At 52.6% G+C, this 22,260-nt stretch carries 24 protein-coding genes; 11 read left to right on the top strand and 13 right to left on the bottom strand.

Going from position 1 to position 22,260, the window contains the following annotated elements; translation table 11 throughout:
* Window positions 1-4 precede the first annotated feature (4 nt).
* The 3 genes from HOM51_02120 to HOM51_02110 are packed head-to-tail and all read right to left on the bottom strand — an operon-like array spanning window position 5 to window position 4,569.
* Window positions 5-2,701: a DUF4159 domain-containing protein gene (locus HOM51_02120; GenBank protein ID MBT5033294.1), complete on the bottom strand. Its 2,697-nt coding sequence runs from the start codon at window positions 2,699-2,701 to the stop codon at window positions 5-7.
* Window positions 2,702-2,704: 3 nt separating this feature from the next.
* Window positions 2,705-3,586, bottom strand: coding sequence for a DUF58 domain-containing protein (locus tag HOM51_02115; protein ID MBT5033293.1), 882 nt, complete (start codon window positions 3,584-3,586; stop codon window positions 2,705-2,707).
* A 14-nt stretch (window positions 3,587-3,600) separates the two neighbouring features.
* A complete protein-coding gene (locus tag HOM51_02110; GenBank protein MBT5033292.1) occupies window positions 3,601-4,569 on the bottom strand; it encodes a MoxR family ATPase in 969 nt (322 codons plus the stop codon).
* Window positions 4,570-4,655: 86 nt separating this feature from the next.
* Between HOM51_02110 and HOM51_02105 the strand changes: the two genes are divergently transcribed.
* The 4 genes from HOM51_02105 to HOM51_02090 all read left to right on the top strand — a co-directional run bounded on the left by HOM51_02105 (window position 4,656) and on the right by HOM51_02090 (window position 7,408).
* Window positions 4,656-5,201, top strand: a complete 546-nt coding sequence (locus tag HOM51_02105) for a DUF1285 domain-containing protein (protein MBT5033291.1) — start codon at window positions 4,656-4,658, stop codon at window positions 5,199-5,201.
* Window positions 5,202-5,292: 91 nt separating this feature from the next.
* Window positions 5,293-5,823, top strand: a complete 531-nt coding sequence (locus HOM51_02100; protein MBT5033290.1) for a CoA pyrophosphatase — start codon at window positions 5,293-5,295, stop codon at window positions 5,821-5,823.
* A gap of 8 nt (window positions 5,824-5,831) precedes the next feature.
* Window positions 5,832-6,098: a hypothetical protein gene (locus HOM51_02095; GenBank protein ID MBT5033289.1), complete on the top strand. Its 267-nt coding sequence runs from the start codon at window positions 5,832-5,834 to the stop codon at window positions 6,096-6,098.
* 11 nt (window positions 6,099-6,109) lie between these two features.
* On the top strand, window positions 6,110-7,408 hold the full coding sequence (locus HOM51_02090) for a CCA tRNA nucleotidyltransferase (GenBank protein MBT5033288.1): 1,299 nt from the start codon (window positions 6,110-6,112) through the stop codon (window positions 7,406-7,408).
* On the opposite strand, the gene hemF is transcribed toward HOM51_02090, so the two are convergent.
* Both hemF and HOM51_02080 read right to left on the bottom strand, forming a co-directional pair.
* Window positions 7,395-8,255, bottom strand: a complete 861-nt coding sequence (gene hemF, locus HOM51_02085; protein MBT5033287.1) for an oxygen-dependent coproporphyrinogen oxidase — start codon at window positions 8,253-8,255, stop codon at window positions 7,395-7,397. The two genes, HOM51_02090 and hemF, sit on opposite strands and share 14 nt — an antisense overlap.
* 2 nt (window positions 8,256-8,257) lie before the next feature.
* Window positions 8,258-8,734, bottom strand: coding sequence for a tRNA (cytidine(34)-2'-O)-methyltransferase (locus tag HOM51_02080; protein MBT5033286.1), 477 nt, complete (start codon window positions 8,732-8,734; stop codon window positions 8,258-8,260).
* Between the two features lie 214 nt (window positions 8,735-8,948).
* Between HOM51_02080 and petA the strand changes: the two genes are divergently transcribed.
* From petA to HOM51_02060, 4 genes are all read left to right on the top strand, one after another.
* Entirely contained in the window at window positions 8,949-9,500 is a 552-nt protein-coding gene (petA, locus tag HOM51_02075; protein ID MBT5033285.1) for a ubiquinol-cytochrome c reductase iron-sulfur subunit, read from the top strand.
* Between the two features lie 10 nt (window positions 9,501-9,510).
* Window positions 9,511-10,776, top strand: coding sequence for a cytochrome b/b6 (locus HOM51_02070; protein MBT5033284.1), 1,266 nt, complete (start codon window positions 9,511-9,513; stop codon window positions 10,774-10,776).
* Window positions 10,773-11,537 (top strand): cytochrome c1, encoded by a 765-nt coding sequence (locus HOM51_02065; GenBank protein ID MBT5033283.1) that lies wholly within the window; start codon window positions 10,773-10,775, stop codon window positions 11,535-11,537. Before HOM51_02070 ends, HOM51_02065 begins: the two co-directional genes overlap by 4 nt.
* An 80-nt stretch (window positions 11,538-11,617) precedes the next feature.
* Window positions 11,618-12,817, top strand: coding sequence for an MFS transporter (locus tag HOM51_02060; protein ID MBT5033282.1), 1,200 nt, complete (start codon window positions 11,618-11,620; stop codon window positions 12,815-12,817).
* Between the two features lie 14 nt (window positions 12,818-12,831).
* On the opposite strand, the gene HOM51_02055 is transcribed toward HOM51_02060, so the two are convergent.
* The 4 genes from HOM51_02055 to HOM51_02040 are packed head-to-tail and all read right to left on the bottom strand — an operon-like array spanning window position 12,832 to window position 15,750.
* Window positions 12,832-13,092, bottom strand: coding sequence for a hypothetical protein (locus HOM51_02055; GenBank protein ID MBT5033281.1), 261 nt, complete (start codon window positions 13,090-13,092; stop codon window positions 12,832-12,834).
* Window positions 13,093-13,111: 19 nt separating this feature from the next.
* The gene (mtnA, locus tag HOM51_02050; protein MBT5033280.1) at window positions 13,112-14,209 is read right to left on the bottom strand and encodes an S-methyl-5-thioribose-1-phosphate isomerase; all 1,098 of its coding nucleotides are present in this window, start codon (window positions 14,207-14,209) and stop codon (window positions 13,112-13,114) included.
* Window positions 14,206-15,084 (bottom strand): S-methyl-5'-thioadenosine phosphorylase, encoded by an 879-nt coding sequence (locus HOM51_02045; protein MBT5033279.1) that lies wholly within the window; start codon window positions 15,082-15,084, stop codon window positions 14,206-14,208. The genes mtnA and HOM51_02045 overlap by 4 nt, the downstream gene beginning before the upstream one ends.
* Window positions 15,085-15,750: a dienelactone hydrolase family protein gene (locus HOM51_02040; GenBank protein MBT5033278.1), complete on the bottom strand. Its 666-nt coding sequence runs from the start codon at window positions 15,748-15,750 to the stop codon at window positions 15,085-15,087.
* Window positions 15,751-16,036: 286 nt separating this feature from the next.
* Here HOM51_02040 and HOM51_02035 point away from each other — a divergent pair, with 286 nt between their 5' ends.
* The 3 genes from HOM51_02035 to HOM51_02025 are packed head-to-tail and all read left to right on the top strand — an operon-like array spanning window position 16,037 to window position 18,656.
* Window positions 16,037-16,768: a hypothetical protein gene (locus HOM51_02035; GenBank protein MBT5033277.1), complete on the top strand. Its 732-nt coding sequence runs from the start codon at window positions 16,037-16,039 to the stop codon at window positions 16,766-16,768.
* Complete coding sequence (locus HOM51_02030) at window positions 16,765-18,054, top strand: M48 family metalloprotease (GenBank protein ID MBT5033276.1); 1,290 nt, start codon at window positions 16,765-16,767, stop codon at window positions 18,052-18,054. The genes HOM51_02035 and HOM51_02030 overlap by 4 nt, the downstream gene beginning before the upstream one ends.
* Window positions 18,051-18,656, top strand: coding sequence for a hypothetical protein (locus HOM51_02025; protein ID MBT5033275.1), 606 nt, complete (start codon window positions 18,051-18,053; stop codon window positions 18,654-18,656). The genes HOM51_02030 and HOM51_02025 overlap by 4 nt, the downstream gene beginning before the upstream one ends.
* Here HOM51_02025 and ychF read toward each other — a convergent pair.
* The 4 genes from ychF to HOM51_02005 all read right to left on the bottom strand — a co-directional run bounded on the left by ychF (window position 18,653) and on the right by HOM51_02005 (window position 22,153).
* The gene (gene ychF, locus HOM51_02020; GenBank protein ID MBT5033274.1) at window positions 18,653-19,753 is read right to left on the bottom strand and encodes a redox-regulated ATPase YchF; all 1,101 of its coding nucleotides are present in this window, start codon (window positions 19,751-19,753) and stop codon (window positions 18,653-18,655) included. The genes HOM51_02025 and ychF overlap by 4 nt on opposite strands.
* Window positions 19,753-20,361, bottom strand: coding sequence for an aminoacyl-tRNA hydrolase (locus HOM51_02015; protein ID MBT5033273.1), 609 nt, complete (start codon window positions 20,359-20,361; stop codon window positions 19,753-19,755). The genes ychF and HOM51_02015 overlap by 1 nt, the downstream gene beginning before the upstream one ends.
* Before the next feature lie 70 nt (window positions 20,362-20,431).
* Window positions 20,432-21,115, bottom strand: a complete 684-nt coding sequence (locus HOM51_02010; protein MBT5033272.1) for a 50S ribosomal protein L25/general stress protein Ctc — start codon at window positions 21,113-21,115, stop codon at window positions 20,432-20,434.
* Between the two features lie 102 nt (window positions 21,116-21,217).
* Window positions 21,218-22,153 carry a ribose-phosphate pyrophosphokinase gene (locus HOM51_02005; protein ID MBT5033271.1) on the bottom strand — a complete coding sequence of 312 codons (936 nt, stop codon included), beginning with the start codon at window positions 22,151-22,153 and terminating at the stop codon, window positions 21,218-21,220.
* Window positions 22,154-22,260: the final 107 nt, after the last annotated feature.

Below are 22,260 nucleotides of genomic sequence, written 5' to 3'. Positions count from 1 at the left end.
CCCATCATTGACCCAACCTTTCCAGGATGGCTGGCGCGTGGACTTGGTCGGATTTATAATTTCCAGTCAGCACGTACATCACCAAATTTATGCCAAAGCGAAAAGCCAGTTCGCGCTGACGTTCGCCACCAGGGATTACCGGAAATAACGGCTGCTGCGACTCATCCACGGCCCAGGCCGCCGCCCAGTCGTGGTTGCCGACCACAACCGACGACACGCCGTCGTTGATCCTGGCACCTGCCCGTTCAATCCAAATACGCCCACCGGTAATTCGACCCGGAAATTCCCGCATTAAATAAAACGAACGGGTGAGCACATGATTGACCGGCACGGGTTGTACGGGAGGAATATCCAGAACCAACGCCAATCGGCGCATGGTTTCGGCTTCCCGCCCAGTCTGATGGTCCCGCGTATCAAACAGGATCGTGCCGCCGCTTCTCAGGTATTCATTCAACTGCAACACGGCAGCTTTGGATGGGGTGGCGTGCCTGCCGGTGACCGGCCAATATATAAGTGGGAAAAACGAGAGATCATCGGTGGCCGGATCAATTGCAATAGGCTCACCCAATTCCGCGGCTGTGCGCCGTTCAACAATAAGGCTCAACATCGATAGCCCTGAACGAGACGTGGAATCCACCTGTTTTAATCCAGATTTAATATAGGCGATACTTGTCTTTAGGCTTGCCTTCTTGGCGAACGATTCACTGCTTTGAGCCCAGCTCGGATGACTGCTCAAAACCAGAGCCACGAACACGGCCGTCGCAGAAGAAACTGTCAACAACCCTCGCAATGCCAAGCTAATGGCGAGGTCTATAACCGCCAAGATCAAGGCTGCACCCAATAACCATGGTCTGAGGTCGACTTCGTGACGATCACCGTAGACATCTTCACGCACGCCTTCAGCCTCGACGTCTAAGGGTTTTGGGTTCGACATTTGAGCCGACAGATTTAAAGCCCGACGCTCTGCCTCTTCGCCATAGAACCCAGGGGGATGCTTCGGCGAAGGAACAGTCTTTGCAAATTCGGCTCCGGCAATGGCGGTGACGTCTGCGGTCGGCGATCCCAGTCGGCCAAAGCCGTCCATGACCAAAACAGGTGCCAATGGTGGTCCACCGGGTTTGGATACAACCCCTTGGCTTAACGTGACCAAACGCCGAAGCATATCAACGAACAGCCCGGACAAGGGCAGATTTGACCACCCGGTATTGGCCATGGTGTGGACCAGGACGATCCACCCCCGCTTCCGCTTTTCGGCTGTGACCAGCGGAGTTCCGTCGGCAAGCCGAGCCCAGGTCTTTTCCGGTAAATCCAAAGACGGCTGCGCCAGAACCTGTCGCCGAACACGAACATCCTTAGGGATGGCCAATCCATTGAACGGGCTATTCACCCCGAAGGGTGCGAGGGCTGCTGGCTTCTGCCAAGACAAGGCGCCGCCCAGTATGCGGTCCCCTTGGCGCAACTTAACGGGCAACAAGGTGTCTTTGTCTTGTGACAGCCGAGGCCCGGCAAATCGAACCAAGACACCGCCGCGTTCGATCCATGCGGAAATTTTTCGCCGCTCTGCAGGACCAATCAGACCTGGGTCATCCAGCACCAGGACTGCCAATTGTCGAGCGAGCAATTTCTCCGTCGTTCCCGTGCGAACTTCGGTAAACGGATTGAGCGCCCGCCTTAAATAATAGTGACCGCTGAGCAACGGCTGATCCGAAAGCCCCGCCTCCCGGTCAAGAATCCCGACCGGCCGCCGCCGCCAACGCTCATCCACCAAAACATGGGAAGCTGCCGTTGTCTGAGCCTCAATATCAAACCGCGCCAGCCGGTTGCGCAATTCTGGCGGTAGGTCTAGATGGACGTTCGCAGTCTGCTTGCCATCGGCGAAGATCAACGGTTCGCGCGCAAGAGCACGACCGTCCTGACCAAACGCCCGCAGACTAAATGTCGCTGTACCTTCGGACATGGGCCGAACCGCTGTCAGGTTAAGTCCCGTACCTTTTGAAACTGGTGGACGCAGAACAACCGGAACAAAATCAGCAGAATCACGGACAACCGTCACTTTGCCGAGCTGACCCAAAACCTGAACAAAGGCATCTGTTGATGGACCTGCAAGGCCATCACTCAACCAAACCACGTGGCCCGGTTTTCCCTGTTTCAGTGCCTCATTCTGAACCAAGGTTTTAAGCACGGCTTTGCGCCCCGTCGGCCAGGGTTTTGGTTGCAGGGACTGGACAAATCGTCTGGCCTCAACTGCCTGCAACATATGGAGCGTTGACTCGCCACTTTTCGTTCCGTCAGGTGCGGTGGTTAAAATTATTACCGGTCGGGCGCTTCGTTCAGCCTGATCAACCAGACCCATCATCATATTTTGGCGACCCTTCCAATTTGCCGCCGCCGCCCAACCGTCATCCACAACCAAGATTAACGGGCCATCTCCCTGAAGTTCATCGGCTGCGTTCAGCAAGGGGTGGGCCGCGCCCAATATGACGCAGACGACGAGCAGCAGCCTTAGCAACAGTAACCACCAAGGCGCCTTGGCTGCACTTTCCTCGCGGTTCAAAATCCGCAACAACAGGCGTACCGGCGGGAACGCCACGCGCCGGGGTGCCGGTGGTGTGACCCTGAGAATCCACCAAATAATCGGGATTGCCGCGAGTCCTGCCAAAGCCCAGGGAACAACAAATGAGAATGAACCGAGCGCCAGCAAGGTCTAACTCCCCACCGGTTGCGACAACAGCATGAACAAGGCCAGCAGTGCCGGCTCAGGCGCATGGTCGGTGCGATGCTGAGCAAAGCTCCATCCAGCAGACGCACACAGCGCCTTTAATCCCTCGTTGTGGAGATCAAGCACCTCTTGATACTCATCGCGCACCGATTCCGTTCGACCGATTAAAACACCGCCTTCGTTTTCCATTCCTTCGAACCGAACGCGGCCTTCGAAGGGCAAGGCTTCTTCGGCAGGATCTAGCACCTGGACCATGTGGCCGCGAATTCCTTGGGTAGAATAAGCTTCAATAACCGGCTTAATTTCTTCCAAGGGCGATAGGAAATCCCCAATCATAACGACCCGCGCATAGCGGGCGATAAGTTCATAACTGGGCACACTGACGTGGGGTGTGTCGTCGTGGTCGAACAAGGTCGCCAACTGGTTCAATGTCGCACGCCCCGTGGAGGGTGATCTGCCTGACCCCAAAAGAGCCACGAATTCTCCACCGCGAACCAACAGCGACGCCACCGCCAGCAACAATAGGTCGGTCCGTTCCCGCTTCGTCGGCAGCGCATCGTCGGAGCGATATTGCATGGAGTTGGAGCCATCCCGCCACAGCCAAACGCTTTGCGCCGCTTCCCATTCATTTTCACGGACGTAAACATGATCAGACCGCGCCGATTGCCGCCAGTCGATCAGTTGCGCCGAATCGCCAATGCCGTAATGCCGGTATTGCCAAAACGATTCACCCTGCCCAACCCGACGACGACCGTGAACGCCTTGTGAGACCGTGGTCGCGACCCGCTCCGCCGCGACCAACAACGGCGGCAGTCCAGCCGCTAGTTCCTCTGCTCTATGATGAATATCGATATGCGGACGAGCCATAATGTACCCTACGGTTAAGCGATATCCTCACACAATCGGTCAATCACCGTCTCTAGTGCCACACCTTCCGCGCGGGCTGCAAAGTTCAATGCCATCCTGTGTCTTAAAATAGGATGGGACAAAGCCAGCACATCGTCGACCGAAGGTGCCAAGCGACCTGAGATCACCGCGCGCGCGCGAACACCAAGCATAAGGGCTTGGCTGGCGCGGGGACCTGGCCCCCAGGATACGTGTTGCTGTACCCCCGGAATTTCACTGGTCTCCGGTCGGCCGCTGCGAACCAAGCGCAAAATGGCGTCGGCCACGCTATCGCCAACCGGGATACGACGAACCAGGTTCTGCGCCTCAATGAGATCAGCTGCGCTCATGACACTCGCCAAATCATCAATATTGGCATCCACAGCCGCTTCCAAAATTTGACGCTCCGCCGCGACATCCGGGTACTCCACATTAACCTGCATAAAGAACCGATCTAACTGAGCTTCTGGCAGGGGGTAGGTGCCTTCCTGTTCCAGTGGGTTCTGCGTTGCCAGAACATGGAATGGCGACGGCAGGTCATGATATTGACCGGCGACCGAAACGCGGTGTTCCTGCATCGCTTGTAAAAGTGCAGATTGGGTGCGCGGGCTGGCCCGGTTGATTTCATCAGCCATGAGTAGCTGGCAGAACACCGGCCCCTTGATGAAGCGGAAAGACCGCTTTCCACCATCCGATTCTTCTAACACTTCGGACCCCAAAATGTCGGCAGGCATCAAATCAGGTGTGAACTGAACCCGGCGGGTTTCCAGGTGGAATACCTTAGATAAGGTTTCCACTAATCGGGTTTTACCGAGGCCCGGGACGCCCACCAACAAAAGGTGGCCGCTGGCCAATAAGGTAATCAAAGTCTCTTCGATTACCTCATGCTGGCCGTAAATTACCCGACCAATTCCGTCGCGGGCTTTGGCAATTGTTTGGCCCAGTTGTTCGATGGCCTCGACCATTGCGTCGGACGAGTCTATGTTATGATCTTCTTTGGCGGTAGCTTCCACGATACTGTCTCCACATTCACATTACCCGGTTATGATGCATGAACCAGGATACGCCGGATACGAATAATTTGCCCGTCTCAACTGACGGCCCCCAACAGTGCGGCGATTTTAACATCCGCATCGACCGCAATGGTATTTGGTATTATCAGGGTTCTCCAATCAATCGTTTAGGGCTGGTTAAATTATTTTCTTCGGTCCTTTCCCAAGACGCAACAGGAAACTACTGGATGACCACGCCGGTGGAACGGGGCACGATCGAAGTCGAAGACGTTCCTTTTCTGGCGGTTGAGCTTAGCATCGAAAACCCAGGGCCGGATCAAACCCTGAATATGAGGACTAACCTTCACGAAATTGTGACGCTGGATATCGATCATCCGCTGTCTATAACCATCAACCCAGAGACAGATGAACCCTCGCCTTATATAATGGTTCGGGATAATTTGAAGGCGCGCCTGACCCGCTCGGTTTATTATGAAATCGTCGAACTGGGCGTTGAAGAAACGATTGAGGGGGAAAACCTATTTGGGGTATGGAGCACGGGAGATTTCTTTCCCTTAGGGAGTTTAGACGAAGATGGAGAATAACTAAGTGAACGCAGCGCTGACCCGCGAATGGATTACCGAACGCTTCCAAGCAGGCGCGCCCAGTGGCGACCCTAAAAAATGGGGTGATTATATGTTGAACCCAGGGATGGCCCTGGCCGACAACCTTACGCCCGCCGCGGTGCTCATTCCGGTGGTTAATCGTAGCGATGAATTGACTATCATGTTCACTCGGCGCACGGCGCACTTAGCCAAACATGCAGGGCAAATTAGCTTCCCCGGTGGCCATATCGAAGAAACCGATAAGGAACCAACAGACGCGGCACTTCGTGAGACTGAAGAAGAAGTGGGGCTGCCTCGCCACCACATTGATGTCATTGGCCAATTAGAAAACTATATTTCCCGTACCGGTTTCAGGATCACTCCGATCGTCGGTGTCATAGAACCGCCCTTCCCTATGGAACCCGACCCTGGCGAGGTCGATGAGGTGTTCGAAGTGCCGCTGAGCTTCCTCCTTAATCCAGAAAACCACCACCGTCATACCCGCCAAATTGAAGGCGAGGATAGAGAGTTTTACGCGATGCCCTACGGGGACTATTATATTTGGGGAGTCACGGCCGGTATACTGGTCAACCTGTATGAATATTTGAGCCTGAATGATTAGAGTCCAGAATGATTAGAGTCTTTTTCCTATACCTGTTGCCACTACTGTTGCCGACATTGCTCTATCTCGGCTGGTTTTTGATTGCCAAGCGGCGCGATAACAAAGGCCTACCGCCGCTGACAGAAGGCCCGTGGGTCTGGCTGTTCGGCAGTGGATTGGTGTTTATGTTGGCCATTTTAGCCTATGTCGCGGTGACGACCGGGTCTGAACCGGGCACCAGCTATCATACCCCGGTCTACCAAGATGGGAAGATTGTCCCCGGCGGATTTAAATAAGGTCGCGCGCCATGGCAGCGCCCTCTGAAACCCTTCCGCCGCTTGTACCCACAGGCAAAATTCCGCCACAACCCTGGATGACTGCACCAGAAATTCGATCCGTAATGAGCGCCCTAACGGCCAAAGGGGCTGAAGTCCGCTTCGTCGGAGGTTGTGTCCGAGACGCCATCCGCAAAATTGAAACCCACGATATCGATATCGCGACCCCCACCCCACCAGAAGAAGTGATGGCGCTGCTTGAAGGTCGCGACATCAAAGTAATCCCAACCGGATTGAAACACGGCACCGTCACCGTGGTCAGTGGCATCTGGAATATGGAGATCACAACCCTTCGGATTGATCTTCAAACCGATGGCCGTCGCGCCAGGGTCGCTTTTACCGACGACTGGATTGCCGATGCCGCGCGGCGCGACTTCACCATTAACACGTTGTCGGCAACGCTTGATGGCGATGTGTATGATCCGTTTTCTGGAATGGACGATCTCGCCACGGGTCACGTGCGTTTTGTTGGCAATGCCCAGGACCGGATTGAGGAAGACATCCTTCGCCTGCTCCGGTTTTTTAGGATGCATGCAATCTATAGCAAATTCGGCCCCGATAAAACCGCACTGGCGGCCTGTCGGAACTTAGCCCCTCGGCTGACCGAATTATCGGGCGAGCGCGTTCGAACTGAGTTGTTTCGTATATTAATGGCCCCTGAGCCTGCGGATACACTTACCATCATGCGCGGCGAAAAAGTCCTGGAACCAATTTTACCGGAAGCAAGTAATATTGGCCGATTACGCACACTAACGTTTCTTGAAACCCGCGCCATCAATGTCGAAAGTGTTGTGCCGGATGTTCTCAGGCGGTTTGCAGCGGTTTTAGAATTGGAGGACAGCATGGTTGAGGACTTGGCCACCCGAATGAAGCTCTCCAACAAACAAGCTCAGCGCCTGACCACCCTTATGGCAGTCGATCCCCCGACAACACCGGAAGTAAATTCTTGGGCTCGACGGCAACGCTTGCGTCGCTTAGGTCCTGATATGGTCCGGGATCTCGTGCTTTTGGCATGGGCAGAGGAATTGGCGACAGAACCGCGTCGTTCAAGCAAACGAACCGCAGAATGGATTGAGCTTTTAGAAGAGGTCGATGCTTGGGGACCTGTTAAATTCCCACTCAAAGGTAAAGACGTCTTGGACCAGGGCCTGGAGCCCGGTGCCAAGGTCGGCGAAATTCTACGCAATGTAGAAAATTGGTGGGAATCGGAAGATTATTCTCCAGACCGGGAGGCCTGCCTAAAATACCTGAAAGACCTTATGGCCAAGTAACTTCTGGTGGCAGCGACATAAGGATGGCTTCCGTATTTCCGCCTGTTTTCAGGCCGAACAACGTGCCGCGGTCATAGATCAAATTGAATTCCACATACCGGCCACGCTTAACAAGTTGCTTTTGCTTTTCATCATCAGTCCAGGCCTCGTCCATGTGACGGCGGATGATTTGCGGATAGATGTCTAAAAAAGACCGCCCGACGTCTTGGGTGAATTCGAAGTCCTTTTCCCAATCGCCGGTATCCAGATTATCGTAAAATATTCCCCCAACGCCGCGCGCTTCTTCCCGATGGGGCAGATAAAAATAGCGGTCGCACCATTCCTTGAACTTTGGATAATACTCTGGGTCGTGGGCATCGCAGGCCCCCTTGAAGGCACCATGAAAATCGGCGGTATCTTCATCGATAGGGAAAACCGGGGTCAGGTCGCCGCCGCCGCCAAACCAACCTTTGGTCGTCACAATCATCCGAGTGTTCATATGCGCAATCGGCACCCGGGGAGACCGTGGATGCACCACCAATGAAATTCCAGCCGCCCAAAACTGCGGGTCTTCGGAAGCGCCCGGAATATTGGCGCGAAACTCTTCGGAGAATTCACCATGAACGATGGAGACATTTACCCCGGCTTTTTCCAGGACACGACCGCCTCGAAGGACTGACATCTCTCCGCCACCGCCATCGTTATCACGGTCCCAGACCGTCCGCTTAAACCGTCCTGGAGAAAATTCACCCGCGCCTTCGCGAGCGCAGTCATCTTCTATTGATTCGAAAGCGGCGCACAATTGATCCCGCAGGTCTTTGAACCACGTCGTTGCGCGATCTTTTTGCTCGATTGTGCGTGCTGTCATTCTTATTCCTTTTCCGTTGATTTTACTGGAAATCCATTGGTTTGCCGCAAACCTTCGCCCAGCACCATGGCTGCCGCAACCGCGACATTCAAGGACCGTGCATCTACTGCCATGGGAACCGTGACGCGGGCGTCAGCTGCTTTATGAACGTCGTCCGGAACACCTGCACTTTCGCGGCCCAAAAGGACTGTATCGTTGGGTCGAAATTGGAAATCCGTATAAGATATTTCCGCTTGGGTGGTCAAAAGAATTAGTCGTCGTCCCTGTTCAGCGCGCCCCGCCTGATAAGCCGTCCAAGAGGCGTGCCTGGTTAAATCCACTTGATCGAGATAATCCATCCCGGCCCGGCGCATACGGCGTTCATCAAACACAAAACCGCACGGTTCAATCACATCAACAGGCACACCCAAGCACGCCCCCAATCGCATCAGGGTGCCTGTGTTTTGAGGAATATCCGGTTCAAACAACGCCAGTCGCATAATTTCTCCTTTGAAACGGCGGATTTTACATGTTCCGGGAAGGCCTTAAAGGAAAAAAACTTTGATCTTAACCCTTTGCAATATAAAGCCGTTCATTATAACCTGCTACGTGTGGCGGTCGAATTAGAGCGTACACACTAGATAATAAGTTGTGAGGCGGAATAACGGGAAATATCCCACCGCCCTAACCGGATAAAGATAAGGGGTCTATTTCATGGCAGAGTCGCCAACCACTTCTCCGGATACGCCGGACGATGAAGACCGACGCGATTTCCTTTTGATCGCCACCAGTACAGTGGGGACATTAGGAGCCGGAATTGCCGTATGGCCATTAATCGACCAGATGAATCCTGCAGCCGATACTTTAGCGTTGTCCACAACTGAAGTTGATCTGTCACCGATTGAGGTTGGGCAAAGCATCACCGTCGTCTGGCAAGGCAAGCCTGTGTTCATCCGCCGTAGAACGGCTGACGAAATTAAAACCGCCCAAGGCGTGAAGCTTTCCGAAATGCTTGACCCTGAACCGGACAAGGCCCGCGTCAAAAAGCCCGAGTGGTTGGTCATGATTGGGGTTTGCACGCACCTTGGGTGTATCCCCAAAGGACAAAAGGGAACCGAGCCCAAAGGTGAATACAACGGCTGGTTCTGTCCGTGTCACGGATCGCACTACGATACATCCGGTCGAATCCGTAAGGGCCCCGCACCAAAGAATTTACCGGTGCCGCCTTACGCATTCATCAAAGACAAAATCATCAAGATCGGGTAGGGGATAAATAATGTCGGAGTTAAATCTTAAAAACCCGGTCCTGAAATGGATTGAGTATCGCCTTCCCATCTTCGCGTTCATGAAGCATGAGACGGTGGATTACCCCACGCCGAAGAACCTGAACTATTGGTGGAACTTTGGATCGCTGGCGGGAATTATTTTAGTTGTCATGATCGTCACGGGCATTGTTTTGGCAATGCACTATACGCCGCATGTCGATTACGCATTTGCCAGTATTGAACGAATCATGCGCGACGTGAATTACGGGTGGCTGATCCGCTATCTGCATATGAACGGCGCATCGATGTTCTTCCTGATCGTTTATATTCATATGTTCAGAGGTCTTTACTACGGATCGTACAAGGCACCGCGCGAACTTTTATGGATGATCGGCGTGGCGATTATCCTGGTCATGATGATGACCGCGTTTATGGGTTACGTCTTGGTTTGGGGCCAAATGAGCTTCTGGGGCGCGACCGTGATCACCAACCTGTTCTCAGCCATTCCGCTGATCGGCGACTGGATCGTATCGTGGTTGTGGGGCGGTTTCGCGGTTGATAACGCAACATTGAACCGGTTCTTCTCGCTGCATTACCTGATGCCATTCGTTATTTTCGCGTTGGTCTTCGTCCATCTTTGGGCGTTGCACGTGCATCGGTCCTCCAACCCATTGGGCATCGATACCAAGACCGATGGTGACAGCATCCCGTTCCATCCATATTACACCATCAAGGATACGTTCGGATTGAGTGTATTCTTCCTGTTCTATCTTGGGTTCGTGTTCTTCGCGCCGGACTTCTACGGTGAGCCGGATAACTACATCGAAGCAAACCCGTTGGTTACGCCAGCCCACATCGTGCCAGAATGGTACCTATTGCCGTTCTACGCGATCTTGCGGGCTTTCACTGCGGACTTCTTCCTATATTGGCCGATTTCGTGGCTGATGTCGGCCAAACTGGCCGGCGTAATCGCCATGTTCCTGTCGATCCTGGTGTTGATGCTTCTACCGTGGCTGGATACATCGAAGGTTAGGAGCGGCAAATTCAGACCAATCTTCCCATACTTCTTCTGGATATTCATCGCCGATTGTATCTTCCTTGGATACATCGGCGCGACCACACCGGAAGGCTGGCGGATAATTGGTGGGCAGTTAGGCACAGCCTATTACTTCGGCCACTTCTTCGTCATCACACCGCTGTTGGGATGGCTCGAAACGCCGTTGCCGCTACCTGAAAGTATCAGTGCGGCGGTCACTAAAGAAGGGGGAGAAAGCTGATGCGTAAATTACTCCTAAGCGCCGCCGCCGCGATGATATTGTTCAGCGGCACTGCCTTTGCCTCCGGTGACACACCAAAGGCCCCGGCCCAGAAATGGTCCTTCAGTGGCATATTCGGCACCTACGACCGCGCCCAATTGCGGCGCGGGTTCCTAGTCTACAAGGACGTCTGTGCGGCCTGCCATTCTCTTGATCTGGTTGCGTACCGTAACCTGATGGATATTGGGTTTAGCGAAGCTGAGGTCAAAGCCATTGCGGCGGAGCAGGAATTCAGGGACGGCCCCAACGACGAAGGGGAAATGTTTGATCGCGCTGGTCGGCCTGCGGACCATTTTAAGGCTCCGTTTGAAAACGAAAACGCCGCTCGGGCTGGCAACAATGGCGCCAACCCTCCAGATCTTTCGCTGATGATTAAGGCCCGCTTGCGGGGACCTGACTACGTTCATGGGCTGTTGACCGGATATAAGGAAACCCCACCGAAAGGGGTGACGGTGCCGGAAGGGATGAGCTACAACACCTACTTCCCGGGTCATCAAATCGCCATGGCACCGCCACTGTCTGATGAAGCGGTGGAGTATAAGGACGGCACCAAGCCGACCCTTGATCAACATTCCCGGGATATTGTGACGTTCTTGGCCTGGACAGCGTCTCCGGAAATGGAGGTACGCAAGCGTATGGGCATCAAGGTCATGTTGTTCTTACTGGTGCTAACAGGAATGCTGTTTGCGCTGAAAAAGAGAATTTGGTCAGACCTGCATTGACCCTCCTGATATAGCGATTACCTTCGAAAGGGCCGCTGTTATCAGCGGCCCTTTCAGTATCATCCCTGGAAATAATCATAATGGCCCTGCACCGCGACAATCGTAATGTCCTCGTTCTAGCGACGAGTCAGGCGCTTTACATGACCGGCATGAGCATAAATGCGATTTTAACCGGTCTCGCAGGACTTATGCTGGCCACAGATAAGGTGCTCGCAACCCTACCGTTCACCGCGGTTATTATCGCCATGATGTTTACAACAGTCCCGGCTTCCTTGCTTATGAAACGTATAGGTCGGCGCTCTGGGTTTATACTTGGTGCCTTGATTGGCGTCATCGGTGGCTTGATTAGTGCGTACGGTATCTATGTTCAGGAATTCTGGTTTTTAGTTGCAGGCACATTCGTTTTCGGCATGTTTGGCGGGTTTGCCCAATATTTTAGATTTGCTGCTGCGGATACGGCCCGCCCTGAATTTAAAAGCAAAGCCATATCATTGGTCTTGGCCGGTGGCGTAATTGCCGCCATTGCCGGTCCTGAACTGGCTAAATGGGCAAACGGCCTGTTTGAGCCGATCCTCTTTTTAGGGGCCTACTTCGTGATTTCAGCCCTAGCGCTGATCTCTGCGCTGCTGCTGTGCTGGCTCGATATCCCCAAGCCATCGGCGGAAGAAAACAAAACGTCGGGTCGTCCGTTGTTGGAAATCATGCAACAGCCGACATTCATTGTTGCCGTTCTATGCGGCATGATCGGCTACAGCACGATGGCGTTGGTTATGACGGCTACCCCCCTGTTTATGCAGTTTTGTGGCTTCGGCGTCTCAGACACGGCCTTTATTATTCAATGGCACAGCCTCGGCATGTTCGCACCGGCATTTGTTACTGGTCATTTGATCCAGCGGTATGGTGTTTTAAATATTATTCTGATTGGTATCGTGTTACAGGCAGGTGCATTAATTCTTGCCGTTTCCGGCATCGCCATACACAACTTCTGGTTCGCCTTGGTCTCCGTTGGAATTGGTTGGAATTTCATCTTCGTCGGCGGCACAACCCTGTTGACGGAATGCTACTCCCCTGCAGAGCGGGCAAAGACCCAAGCCGTCAACGATCTAATTGTCTTTGGATCTGTGGCAATGGCGTCGCTGCTTTCAGGCGCGATTCTGCATCTGTTTAATTGGAACACGGTCATGGCCATCGCCGCACCGGCGTCATTGATCCTCGGCGTAGCCGTAATTTGGTTAAGAACCCAACGCCGCAGGGAAACGCTCGCGGCAGAAATGCCTTAGCAATTTTTTTGGGGCTACTTCTTGACGTCGTCCCCGTAAAACGTCGCCTTTAAAGCAGGGATCAAGTTATTGCGTTGTTCGTCCTCTGCCAACAGGTACACCACCGCCCAAATTGCCAAGGTAATTAAAGATAAGACCTGAACAACGCGGGTCAGCTTAGGCTTAATATTCTGCTCATATCGTTCTACCAAATCCATATGTTTTCGGTAGATATGATGCCGCAACATCAATGCGCCAATCGCCAATCCTAAAAATACGAAAAACCCTGAAGACATAAAACCTATGTTCCAACGCCTATTTAGGTGCGTCCGGGTAGAGCGCCCGCAAGCCTTGTTCGGAAGCGTCGCATACTCCCTGTTCGGTAATCAGCCCCGTCACCAATCGCCGAGGCGTAACGTCAAACGCATAGTTTGCCGCGTCGCTATTGTCTGGTGTAAGCGTGATCGTCTCAACTGTTCCATCCGACGTTCGTCCCGTCATTTCAGTGACCTCCGCCGCGTCGCGTTGTTCGATGGGGATTTCAGCAACCCCGTCCCGCAAAGTCCAATCGATGGTCGGTCCTGGTAGACCAACATAGAACGGCACGCCATTGTCTTTTGCAGCTAGGGCCTTCAAATAGGTGCCGATTTTATTACATACATCGCCGGTCCCGGTGGTGCGGTCTGTTCCGGTAATACATAGATCAACCATGCCATGCTGCATCAAATGGCCGCCGGCATTATCGACGATGACTGTATGGGGAACGCCATGTTGGCCAAGTTCCCAGGCGGTCAAACTCGCCCCTTGGTTTCGCGGCCGGGTTTCATCGACCCAAACATGCACCGGCACACCCGCGTCATGGGCCTTATAAATGGGTGCCAGCGCCGTGCCCCAATCAACGGTCGCTAACCAGCCTGCGTTACAATGGGTTAGGACGTTCACCTGTTCCGGCTTACCCTTTCGTTCCCAAGCCTCGCGAATGAGAGGCGCACCGTGATCACCAATGGAGCTACAAATTTGGACGTCTTCATCACAGATTTCAGCGGCGCGTTCATAGGCCGCGGCCCCCCGCTCTCCTGCCGTCAAAGGTGACAACAAATTGCGCATTTCATCCAATGCCCAGCGTAGGTTAACTGCGGTCGGTCGGGTTTCCATCAACTGACTATAAGCCGCTTCCAAGCTCGCATCCGATGCATCGGCCCGCATCGCCAACGCCATTCCATAGGCCGTCGTCGCTCCAATAAGGGGGGCCCCTCGGACCAGCATCGCCGCAATCGCGTGTGCCGCATCGTCGATTGTATCCAAGCGCGTCGTGACAAAGTCGTGCGGCAGCTTGGTCTGATCAATAATTTCTACCGCGCCCCCATCAGACGCGAGCCAGATGGTGCGATACGGTTTGCCGCCAACCTTCATCGATTTAAAACCCGCCCGGCAACTGCATCAAGTTTCTTAATGAGTTCTGGATCGCGTGCCTCCGGTGCCGTGATCAATGCATTTTCCAGCGCCGTGTGGCAGCCTTGGGGGCAGGGCTCGGTTCGTCCTGCCAAGGCTGGTGCGACTTGCTTAACCAGAGATCGAGCCTTGCCTGCGTTCTCCACCAAAACCTTAATGATGCTTTCAACAGTGACGTGATCGTGGTCGGGATGCCAGCAGTCAAAATCTGTGACCATGGCGACGGTGGCGTAACACATCTCGGCTTCGCGGGCGAGCTTGGCTTCCGGCATATTGGTCATGCCGATGACATCGCAGTTCCACGACCGATAAAGCTCAGACTCTGCTAACGTCGAAAACTGCGGCCCTTCCATAACAAGGTAGGTCCCGCCCCGCGCTACAGGAATATCGAGTTCGGTGGCCGCCGCCTCAAGCGCATCGCCAAGCCGTCCACAGACCGGGTGGCCGAGGCCCACATGCGCCACCAGTCCGGTGCTAAAAAAGCTTTTGGTCCGAGCGAAGGTACGGTCAATAAATTGATCGACGATCACGAACGTGCCCGGTGGCAGTTCCTCTTTCAAAGAGCCAACGGCACTCACCGAAATGATCTCGGTAACGCCTGCTCGTTTTAGGGCATCGATGTTCGCACAGAAGTTTAATTCACTCGGTGGAATACGGTGCCCGCGACCATGGCGGGGCAGGAACACGATTTGCTGTCCGTCCAATTCACCGAATAATAACTCATCCGACGGCTCGCCGAAGGAAGAAGTAACCTTCTCCCACCGGGTATTGCTCAGGCCATCGATCTCAGAGACACCGCTGCCGCCGATGATGCCGATAACATTAGAATCTGACATCTACAGATTTTCACCAAAGAAGGCGAGTGTCCGCTCCAGCGCCTGAACGTGGGCTGCTTCTTGGTAGCTGCCGCGATGATCGCAACTGAAACCATGCTGCGCATCGTCATAGACATAAGACGGTATATCCGGATACGCCGCTTGCACGCCTTCGACTTTCTCCATCGGAATGGAGGCGTCTTTTTCGCCGAAGTGAAGCAGTGTCGGAACCTTGGGATTTTCTTCGCGGAAGTCATAAATCTGACCGCCGTAATAACAGACTGCCGCATCGACATCAGACCGACACGCCGCCAGCCACGTCAATGAACCACCCCAGCAGTAGCCGACAATACCAACTTTGCCTTCGGCCCGAAGTACAGCCGCCGCCGCTTCGTTATCCAGCACGGCACTGTCCCAAGGGCAGTTCGCACGAAGTGCCATGCCTTGTTCCCGATCCGCCTGTTCGTAGCCCAGTTCGACGTTCTTTTCAGCCCGGTCAAATAAAGCCGGCGCAATCGCGGAATACCCTTCCGCTGCATAGCTGTCACAAAGTTCACGAATATGCGCATTCACGCCAAAGATTTCCTGAACTACAACAAGCCCAGCCTTCGCATCCCCAGATGGATCAGCCCGATAAGCATCCAGCGTATGACCATCAGATGCAGTAAGTTGGATATTTTGTCCCATGATATCGTTCTCCCTAAACAATTTAAGCCACGCCAGATTTCCCACCGACGCGCATTTGACAGTTGTTTTAAGATGTCTGAGCTGAAGTGACAAATTAAATTGCCTTCAGCCTCAGACCGAAGTATTTGAGAGGCTTATATATTATCGTTCACAACGATAAAATTTTCACAATTTATAGTTTGATCATTTTTTGCTAGACAGTCGGGTGTTAGGAAAATAGCATTCCATAATTTCACTGATACGTAGCTCGGTGAACACATTCAACTCTATCGATGAGGGCTAAAAAGTGACTAATCTCCGTCTTCAAGAGAAAAAATTGCGTCGTTTACTAAAATTGTTTGCGATTCTTTCGGTATTCGTTGTTAGCGCCTGTGCCAATTCAACTTATTATACCGCTGGCGAGTTAAAAGGGTTGGGCAATTCCTCGCGTGTTCTATTGATGCCAACCGATGTGCTGCTGAGCGAACAAACCGCCACAGGTATTCTCGTCCCGAATGCCAAATGGACAGCGGCGGCTGAAGGTTACATGAACGATAGCATTCGGGCCCTATTGACGAACCGCAATGCCGCCCTGGTTGAGAGTCATATCCAGGCTGGCGCGCCCGGTTCCAATCCTCGAATAGTACAAATTCTAAAATTGCATGGCGCGGTTGGGTCTTCGATTTTAGCGCATCAATACATCTCTCATTTAAAGCTCCCAAGCAAAAATGAAAAATTTGATTGGTCCTTGGGTCCCGAGGTACAGGCGCTACGTAAACGGTACAACACGGACTACGCCCTATTTATTTATGTGCGCGATTCATACGCTAGTGCTGGCCGAGTTGCCCTGGTTGTTGTCGGCGCTGTATTTGGTGTTTCCGTTCCTACTGGCGTACAGGCTGGGTTTGCTTCTCTTGTCGACCTACGGACAGGGAATGTCGTTTGGTTCAACAGATTGCTGAGAGGTGGTGGTGATTTACGAACCGCCGAAGCTGCGACGGATACTGTTTCGTTGCTTTTGAAGCAATTTCCAAAATGAAAAGTTTCAAACGTACTTTCGTTACCGGGCTGGTCCTGGTGTCGGTATCAGCCTGCATGATGAACCAATCCCATTATGAAGCAGGTCTAAAAGATACAGATAAAAATCTAGCGATTTCGTCGTCTCAAGGCGTGCGGGCATCAACGACAGGCCCACAACAAGGCAGTGATGAACTTGAAAAATCTTATGACCTTGCAAACTTGCGACCTGGCATTCGTCCGAGCCTAAATACCGACGAAGCCGGGATATGGATGCAGATGGATCGTGAAGAAGGGAAATCACGCAATGCCGGAAACATTGTCACCGACAAGGCATTGAATACTTACATCCAAGGCCTGGTTTGCAAATTGGCTGGAAAATTTTGCGGAAATACCCGCGTGTATGTCGCAAATGTTCCAGAATTTAATGCCTTCATGGCCCCCAACGGCATGATGCAAGTTTGGACGGGGCTTTTACTGCGTGCCCGAAACGAAGCCCAGTTGGCGACCGTGATCGGTCACGAAATGGGACATTTCCTGCGTCGGCATTCGTTGCAGAGAATGCGCGACACCATGAGAAAAGCCAATTTTGTCCTGTTTGTTCAAATCGCCTCAATTGCTGCTGGCGTTTCATTTGCGGGCGACATCGCTGCCCTTATTGCCAGTGGTAGTATCGCCTCTTTTAGTAGGGATAACGAACGCGAAGCCGATGGCTACGGTCTTAGATTTCTGCTTCAACATGGCTATGATGCTCGTGAGGCAGCAAAAATATGGGCACAACTGATCAAGGAAATTGAGGCAGATGAAGACCACGCACGTCCGTCACTATTTTTAGCCTCCCACCCACCGTCTGAAGAACGCACAGATATGTTGCGGCGGATCGCGGACCGTGAAATGGCAAAAACCAAGAATGCGGATACAGGTCGGGAAAGATACCTTGCAGTGCTGCTGCCCATTCGCGCCAAACTATTACGTGACGAATTAAATCAGCGACGCTATGCACAAACGGAAAACCTCATCGACCAACTCATTGTTGACGGGGCAAACATTGGTGAACTTTATTTTTACAAGGGCGAATTATACCGGCTACGGGCGGAATCAGATGACTTTGATAAAGCAATTAAAGCCTATCAAACCGCTTTAACTAAAAAAGCCTGGCCGCGTGAAATTTACCGGTCCATGGGACTCGTCCACTTAAAACAGAAAGCCCCTAAAAAAGCTATTGGAGCATTTTCTCAGTATCTTCGCATTAATCCAAATGCCGAAGATAAGGAAATTATCTTACAAATGATGAAAGCCGCAAAATGATCTTGAAATTAAAAAATCCCATTTTCGCCTTTTCACTTGTCGCACTTCTCGCTGGATGTGGGAAATTCGATCTTGTACCTGCGGGAAACGTGAGTGTCGAAGGGGGAATATCCGTAAATTCCGACATCGCGTGGAGCCGCTTAAAAACTGGGAAGTATGAGATTTGGACACTTGATGGAACCCGCCTCCAACAAATGTATTTCGCTGGCGGACTAGAAGAAGGGCGGCCAATATTTCATGGATTGCCATCGGGATCAGATGAAAAAATCCCCCGCTATTTCAAGAATATGAACCCCATTGAGCTAAAAGAATTATTTGAAGCCAGCTTAGTACGCACTAAAGCCGAAAAAGTGAAGGTGACATCCTTTAAGCCTGCCACGTTCGGAGCGGTCCCAGGTTACGATCTCAAATTTTCATACTCATTAAAAGAGGGGCTGGAAATGTTGGGAATTGGTGTTCTTGCGATCAAGGATGAAGAATTTTATATGGCGCTTTATGTGGGGAGTAAACTTTATCATTTTGATAGAAATGTTGCGAACGCACGCAAAATTTTACGGTCCATTTCATTCGCTAAATCCAAATCAGGTTGGAGTTTATTTTAAACATTAAACCTGAACAGCATCAGATCACCGTCATGAACCGTATAGTCACGGCCTTCTTGGCGCATTTTTCCGGCGTCTTTTGAGGCTTGTTCGCCACCCAGGGTGACGAAGTCGTCATAGGCGATGGTTTCGGCACAGATAAAGCCGCGTTCAAAATCACCGTGGATGGTGCCGGCCGCTTGCGGGGCCTTTTCACCGTCGGTTATGGTCCAGGCGCGGACTTCCTGGGGGCCTGCGGTAAAGAAGGTGATCAGGCCTAAAAGGCTGTAGCCGGCGCGGATAACCTGGGCGAGCCCGGTTTCTTCCAATCCCAGCGTTTCCAAGAACTCTGCCTTTTCGTCGGCATCATCCAATTGTGCCACTTCTTCTTCGATGCGGGCTGAAATGACCACGGTTTCGGCACCTTGATCGGCTGCCATGGCGGCGACTTTTTTTGTTAGCTCGTTGCCAGTGGCTGCTGAGTCTTCCTCCACATTGCAGACATATAAAATGGGTTTTGACGTCAGTAATTGCAGTCCCTTGAAAGCTTTTGCATCTTCATTGGAGACGTCCAGCATGCGAGCAGGCTTGCCCTCTTGAAGAAGCTCTAACGCGCGTTCGACCAAGGCCAGTTGCTGGATCGCATCTTTGTCGTTGCCACGTGACTTTTTAGTCAGCGGCGTCACGCGCTTTTCCAGGCTTTCCAGGTCAGCCAGCATAAGCTCTGTTTCGATGGTTTCCGCGTCCCGCAGTGGATCGATGCTGCCATCGACATGGGTAATGTTTTCGTCTTCAAAACAGCGGACGACTTGCAGGACCGCATCGACTTCGCGGATGTTGGCAAGGAATTGATTGCCCAGGCCCTCCCCCTTAGATGCACCGCGCACCAAACCCGCGATATCAACGAATTCCAACTGCGTCGGCACGACCTTCTTCGGGTTGGCAATCGCAGCGATGGTATCGAGCCTGGAATCCGGTATGCCGACCCGGCCTGTGTTGGGCTCGATCGTACAAAAAGGAAAGTTCTGGGCTTCTGCTGCGGCTGTTGCCGTGAGCGCATTAAATAGTGTCGATTTACCAACGTTCGGCAATCCGACGATCCCACAGTTAAAACCCATTAGTCGTCTTCCTTTTTATCGGGGGCTGGTTTATGGGTCTGAGGTTTCATCACCCGCGCAACCTCCGTCATAAAATTAGCGTCTTTGCCATTAATTACGGTATCGAAATGATCTGCAATTGCCTCTAATTCCGGTTCCAACCATTCCCCATCTGCCTTGGCGAAGTCTTTGAGCACATGGCCTGTCACCTTAGATTTATCACCAGGATGGCCGATGCCCAATCGAATGCGTCGATAGTCGGGTCCTATTTGAGCGTGGATACTGCGCAAGCCGTTGTGCCCGCCGTGCCCCCCACCCGATTTAACGCGAAGTTTTCCCGCCGCTAAATCAAGTTCATCGTGCAGGACAATGACGTCTTCAGGGGCAATTTTATAGAATTTAACCGCTTGAGCGACAGAACGACCGGATTCGTTCATGAAGGTCATGGGTTTTAGGGCCAAGACTTTCTGTGTGCCGACCTTGCCTTCTGCCAATTCGCCTTGGAACTTGGCCCGGAAAGCACCAAAGCCATGGCGGCGGACAATTTCGTCCACCGCCATGAATCCGATGTTGTGCCTGTTCTTGGAATACTGGCTTCCGGGATTTCCCAGGCCGACAATAAGCAACATGACGAACGGTCTCCCGCAAGAGTCCAAACTTGGGGCCACAAACTTGGGGCCACAAACTTGGGATCAGGCTTTATTCCTTGTCGTCCGAAGTTTCTTCGCCCTCGGTTGCACCCTCTTCGCCCTCTTCGCCTTCTTCGCCTTCCTCGCCTTCCTCGCCTTCTTCGGCTTCGTCTTCCTCGATCACAAGGATCGTCGGTGCCGCAATGGTAAGAATGGTGAAGTCACGGTCGGTAATGGTGGGCGTTACGCCATCCGGCAAGTCAACCGAACTGATATGCACACCATCGCCAATTTCGAGGCCCGCTAGATCAACCGTCAGAAAATCAGGAATATCGTCAGGCCGACACAATGCTTCGATCGTGTGACGAACAATATTAATGACGCCACCCGCCCGGAGGCCGGGGCAGTCTTCCTCATTATTAATTTGAACCCGAATTTCAACAGCCACCCGGGTGGTCGCGCTGAAACGCATAAAATCCACATGCAAGGGACGGTCTGTCACTGGATCCAATTGGATGTCACGGGGTAGAACCCTATGTATCTCTCCGTCCAAATTGACTTCGCAGACCCGGGCAAAGAAGCCTCGAACGTGAAGTTGCTGAGTCAATTCAATTGGATCCACTGAGATCATTTTGGGGTCTTCTTTATTACCGTAGATTACGGCAGGAACGCGACCTGCACGACGTGTTGCACGGGCTGCCCCCTTACCGGCCCGGTCACGCACTTCGGCGGCCATTGTTGATGCTTGAACCATCGATTTTACTCCTAATTCTCATTTCAAAAATACCGGCCTCCAGGGGTGCCGGCTGGTCGTCTTTACTCAATTTCAGCGCCAAATTGACGCAGAAGCTGGAGGTTATAGTTCAAATAAATTGGAAATGGAAGATTCTTCGCTAATTCTTCTCAGCGATTCGGCCATCAGCGGCGCCACGGTCAACTGTTCGACATTCTGAGATATCCGAACCGCTTCGGTCGCTTGGATCGTATCGGTGATAATGAGTTGCTTCATCGGCGACGATGATACCCGTGCAACGGCCCCACCAGATAACACCCCGTGGGTCGCATAGGCCGACACGGATGTGGCTCCTGCGTCCATCAGCGCGGCCGCAGCATTACACAGCGTTCCTGCCGAATCGACAATATCGTCAACCAGGATACAGGTCCGGTCTTTAACGTCACCAATGATGTTCATGACTTCGGAGACCCCGGCGCGTTCGCGTCGCTTATCAATGATTGCCAGCTCGGCGTTCAAAGGCTTGGCAAAGGCCCGCGCCCGAACAACACCGCCAACGTCCGGCGAAACAATCACAAGGTTTTCACCGTCGAAGCGCTGTTTAATGTCTTCAATAAAAACCAACGACCCATATAAATTATCCACGGGAATATCGAAAAAGCCCTGAATTTGGCCCGCGTGCAGGTCCATGGTTAGGACCCGGTCAGCACCAGCCTCCGTAATCAGGTTGGCTACCAACTTGGCTGAGATCGGCGTTCTAGGCCCAGACTTCCGGTCCTGACGCGCATATCCAAAATAAGGCACGACAGCTGTGACACGCCGGGCCGATCCGCGCCTGAGCGCATCAAGGCACACCAGCAGTTCCATCAGGTTATCGTTGGCAGGATAGGACGTGGACTGAATGACAAATACATCCTGGCCTCGAACATTTTCTTGAATTTCAACAAACACTTCCATGTCAGAAAACCTACGAACACTGGCTTTTGTCAAAGGAAGGTTGAGATATGCGGAAATCGCCTCGGCCATGGGACGATTACTATTACAAGTTAAAATCTTCATTTTTGAAGGTCTCTTTATCGTCCCAAATTTAATGACAACACCGCGACGCGGCGGAACTTACCAATAGGGGCTCGGACTGTAAACGTGATTCTCTAATATTACGATTT

The sequence above is a fragment of the Rhodospirillaceae bacterium genome (genome assembly GCA_018660465.1).
In the GTDB taxonomy this organism is placed as follows: Bacteria; Pseudomonadota; Alphaproteobacteria; order Rhodospirillales; family JABJKH01; genus JABJKH01.
The sequence above is the reverse complement of the archived record's forward strand: the minus strand, read 5'-3'. Positions and strand labels throughout refer to the sequence as shown.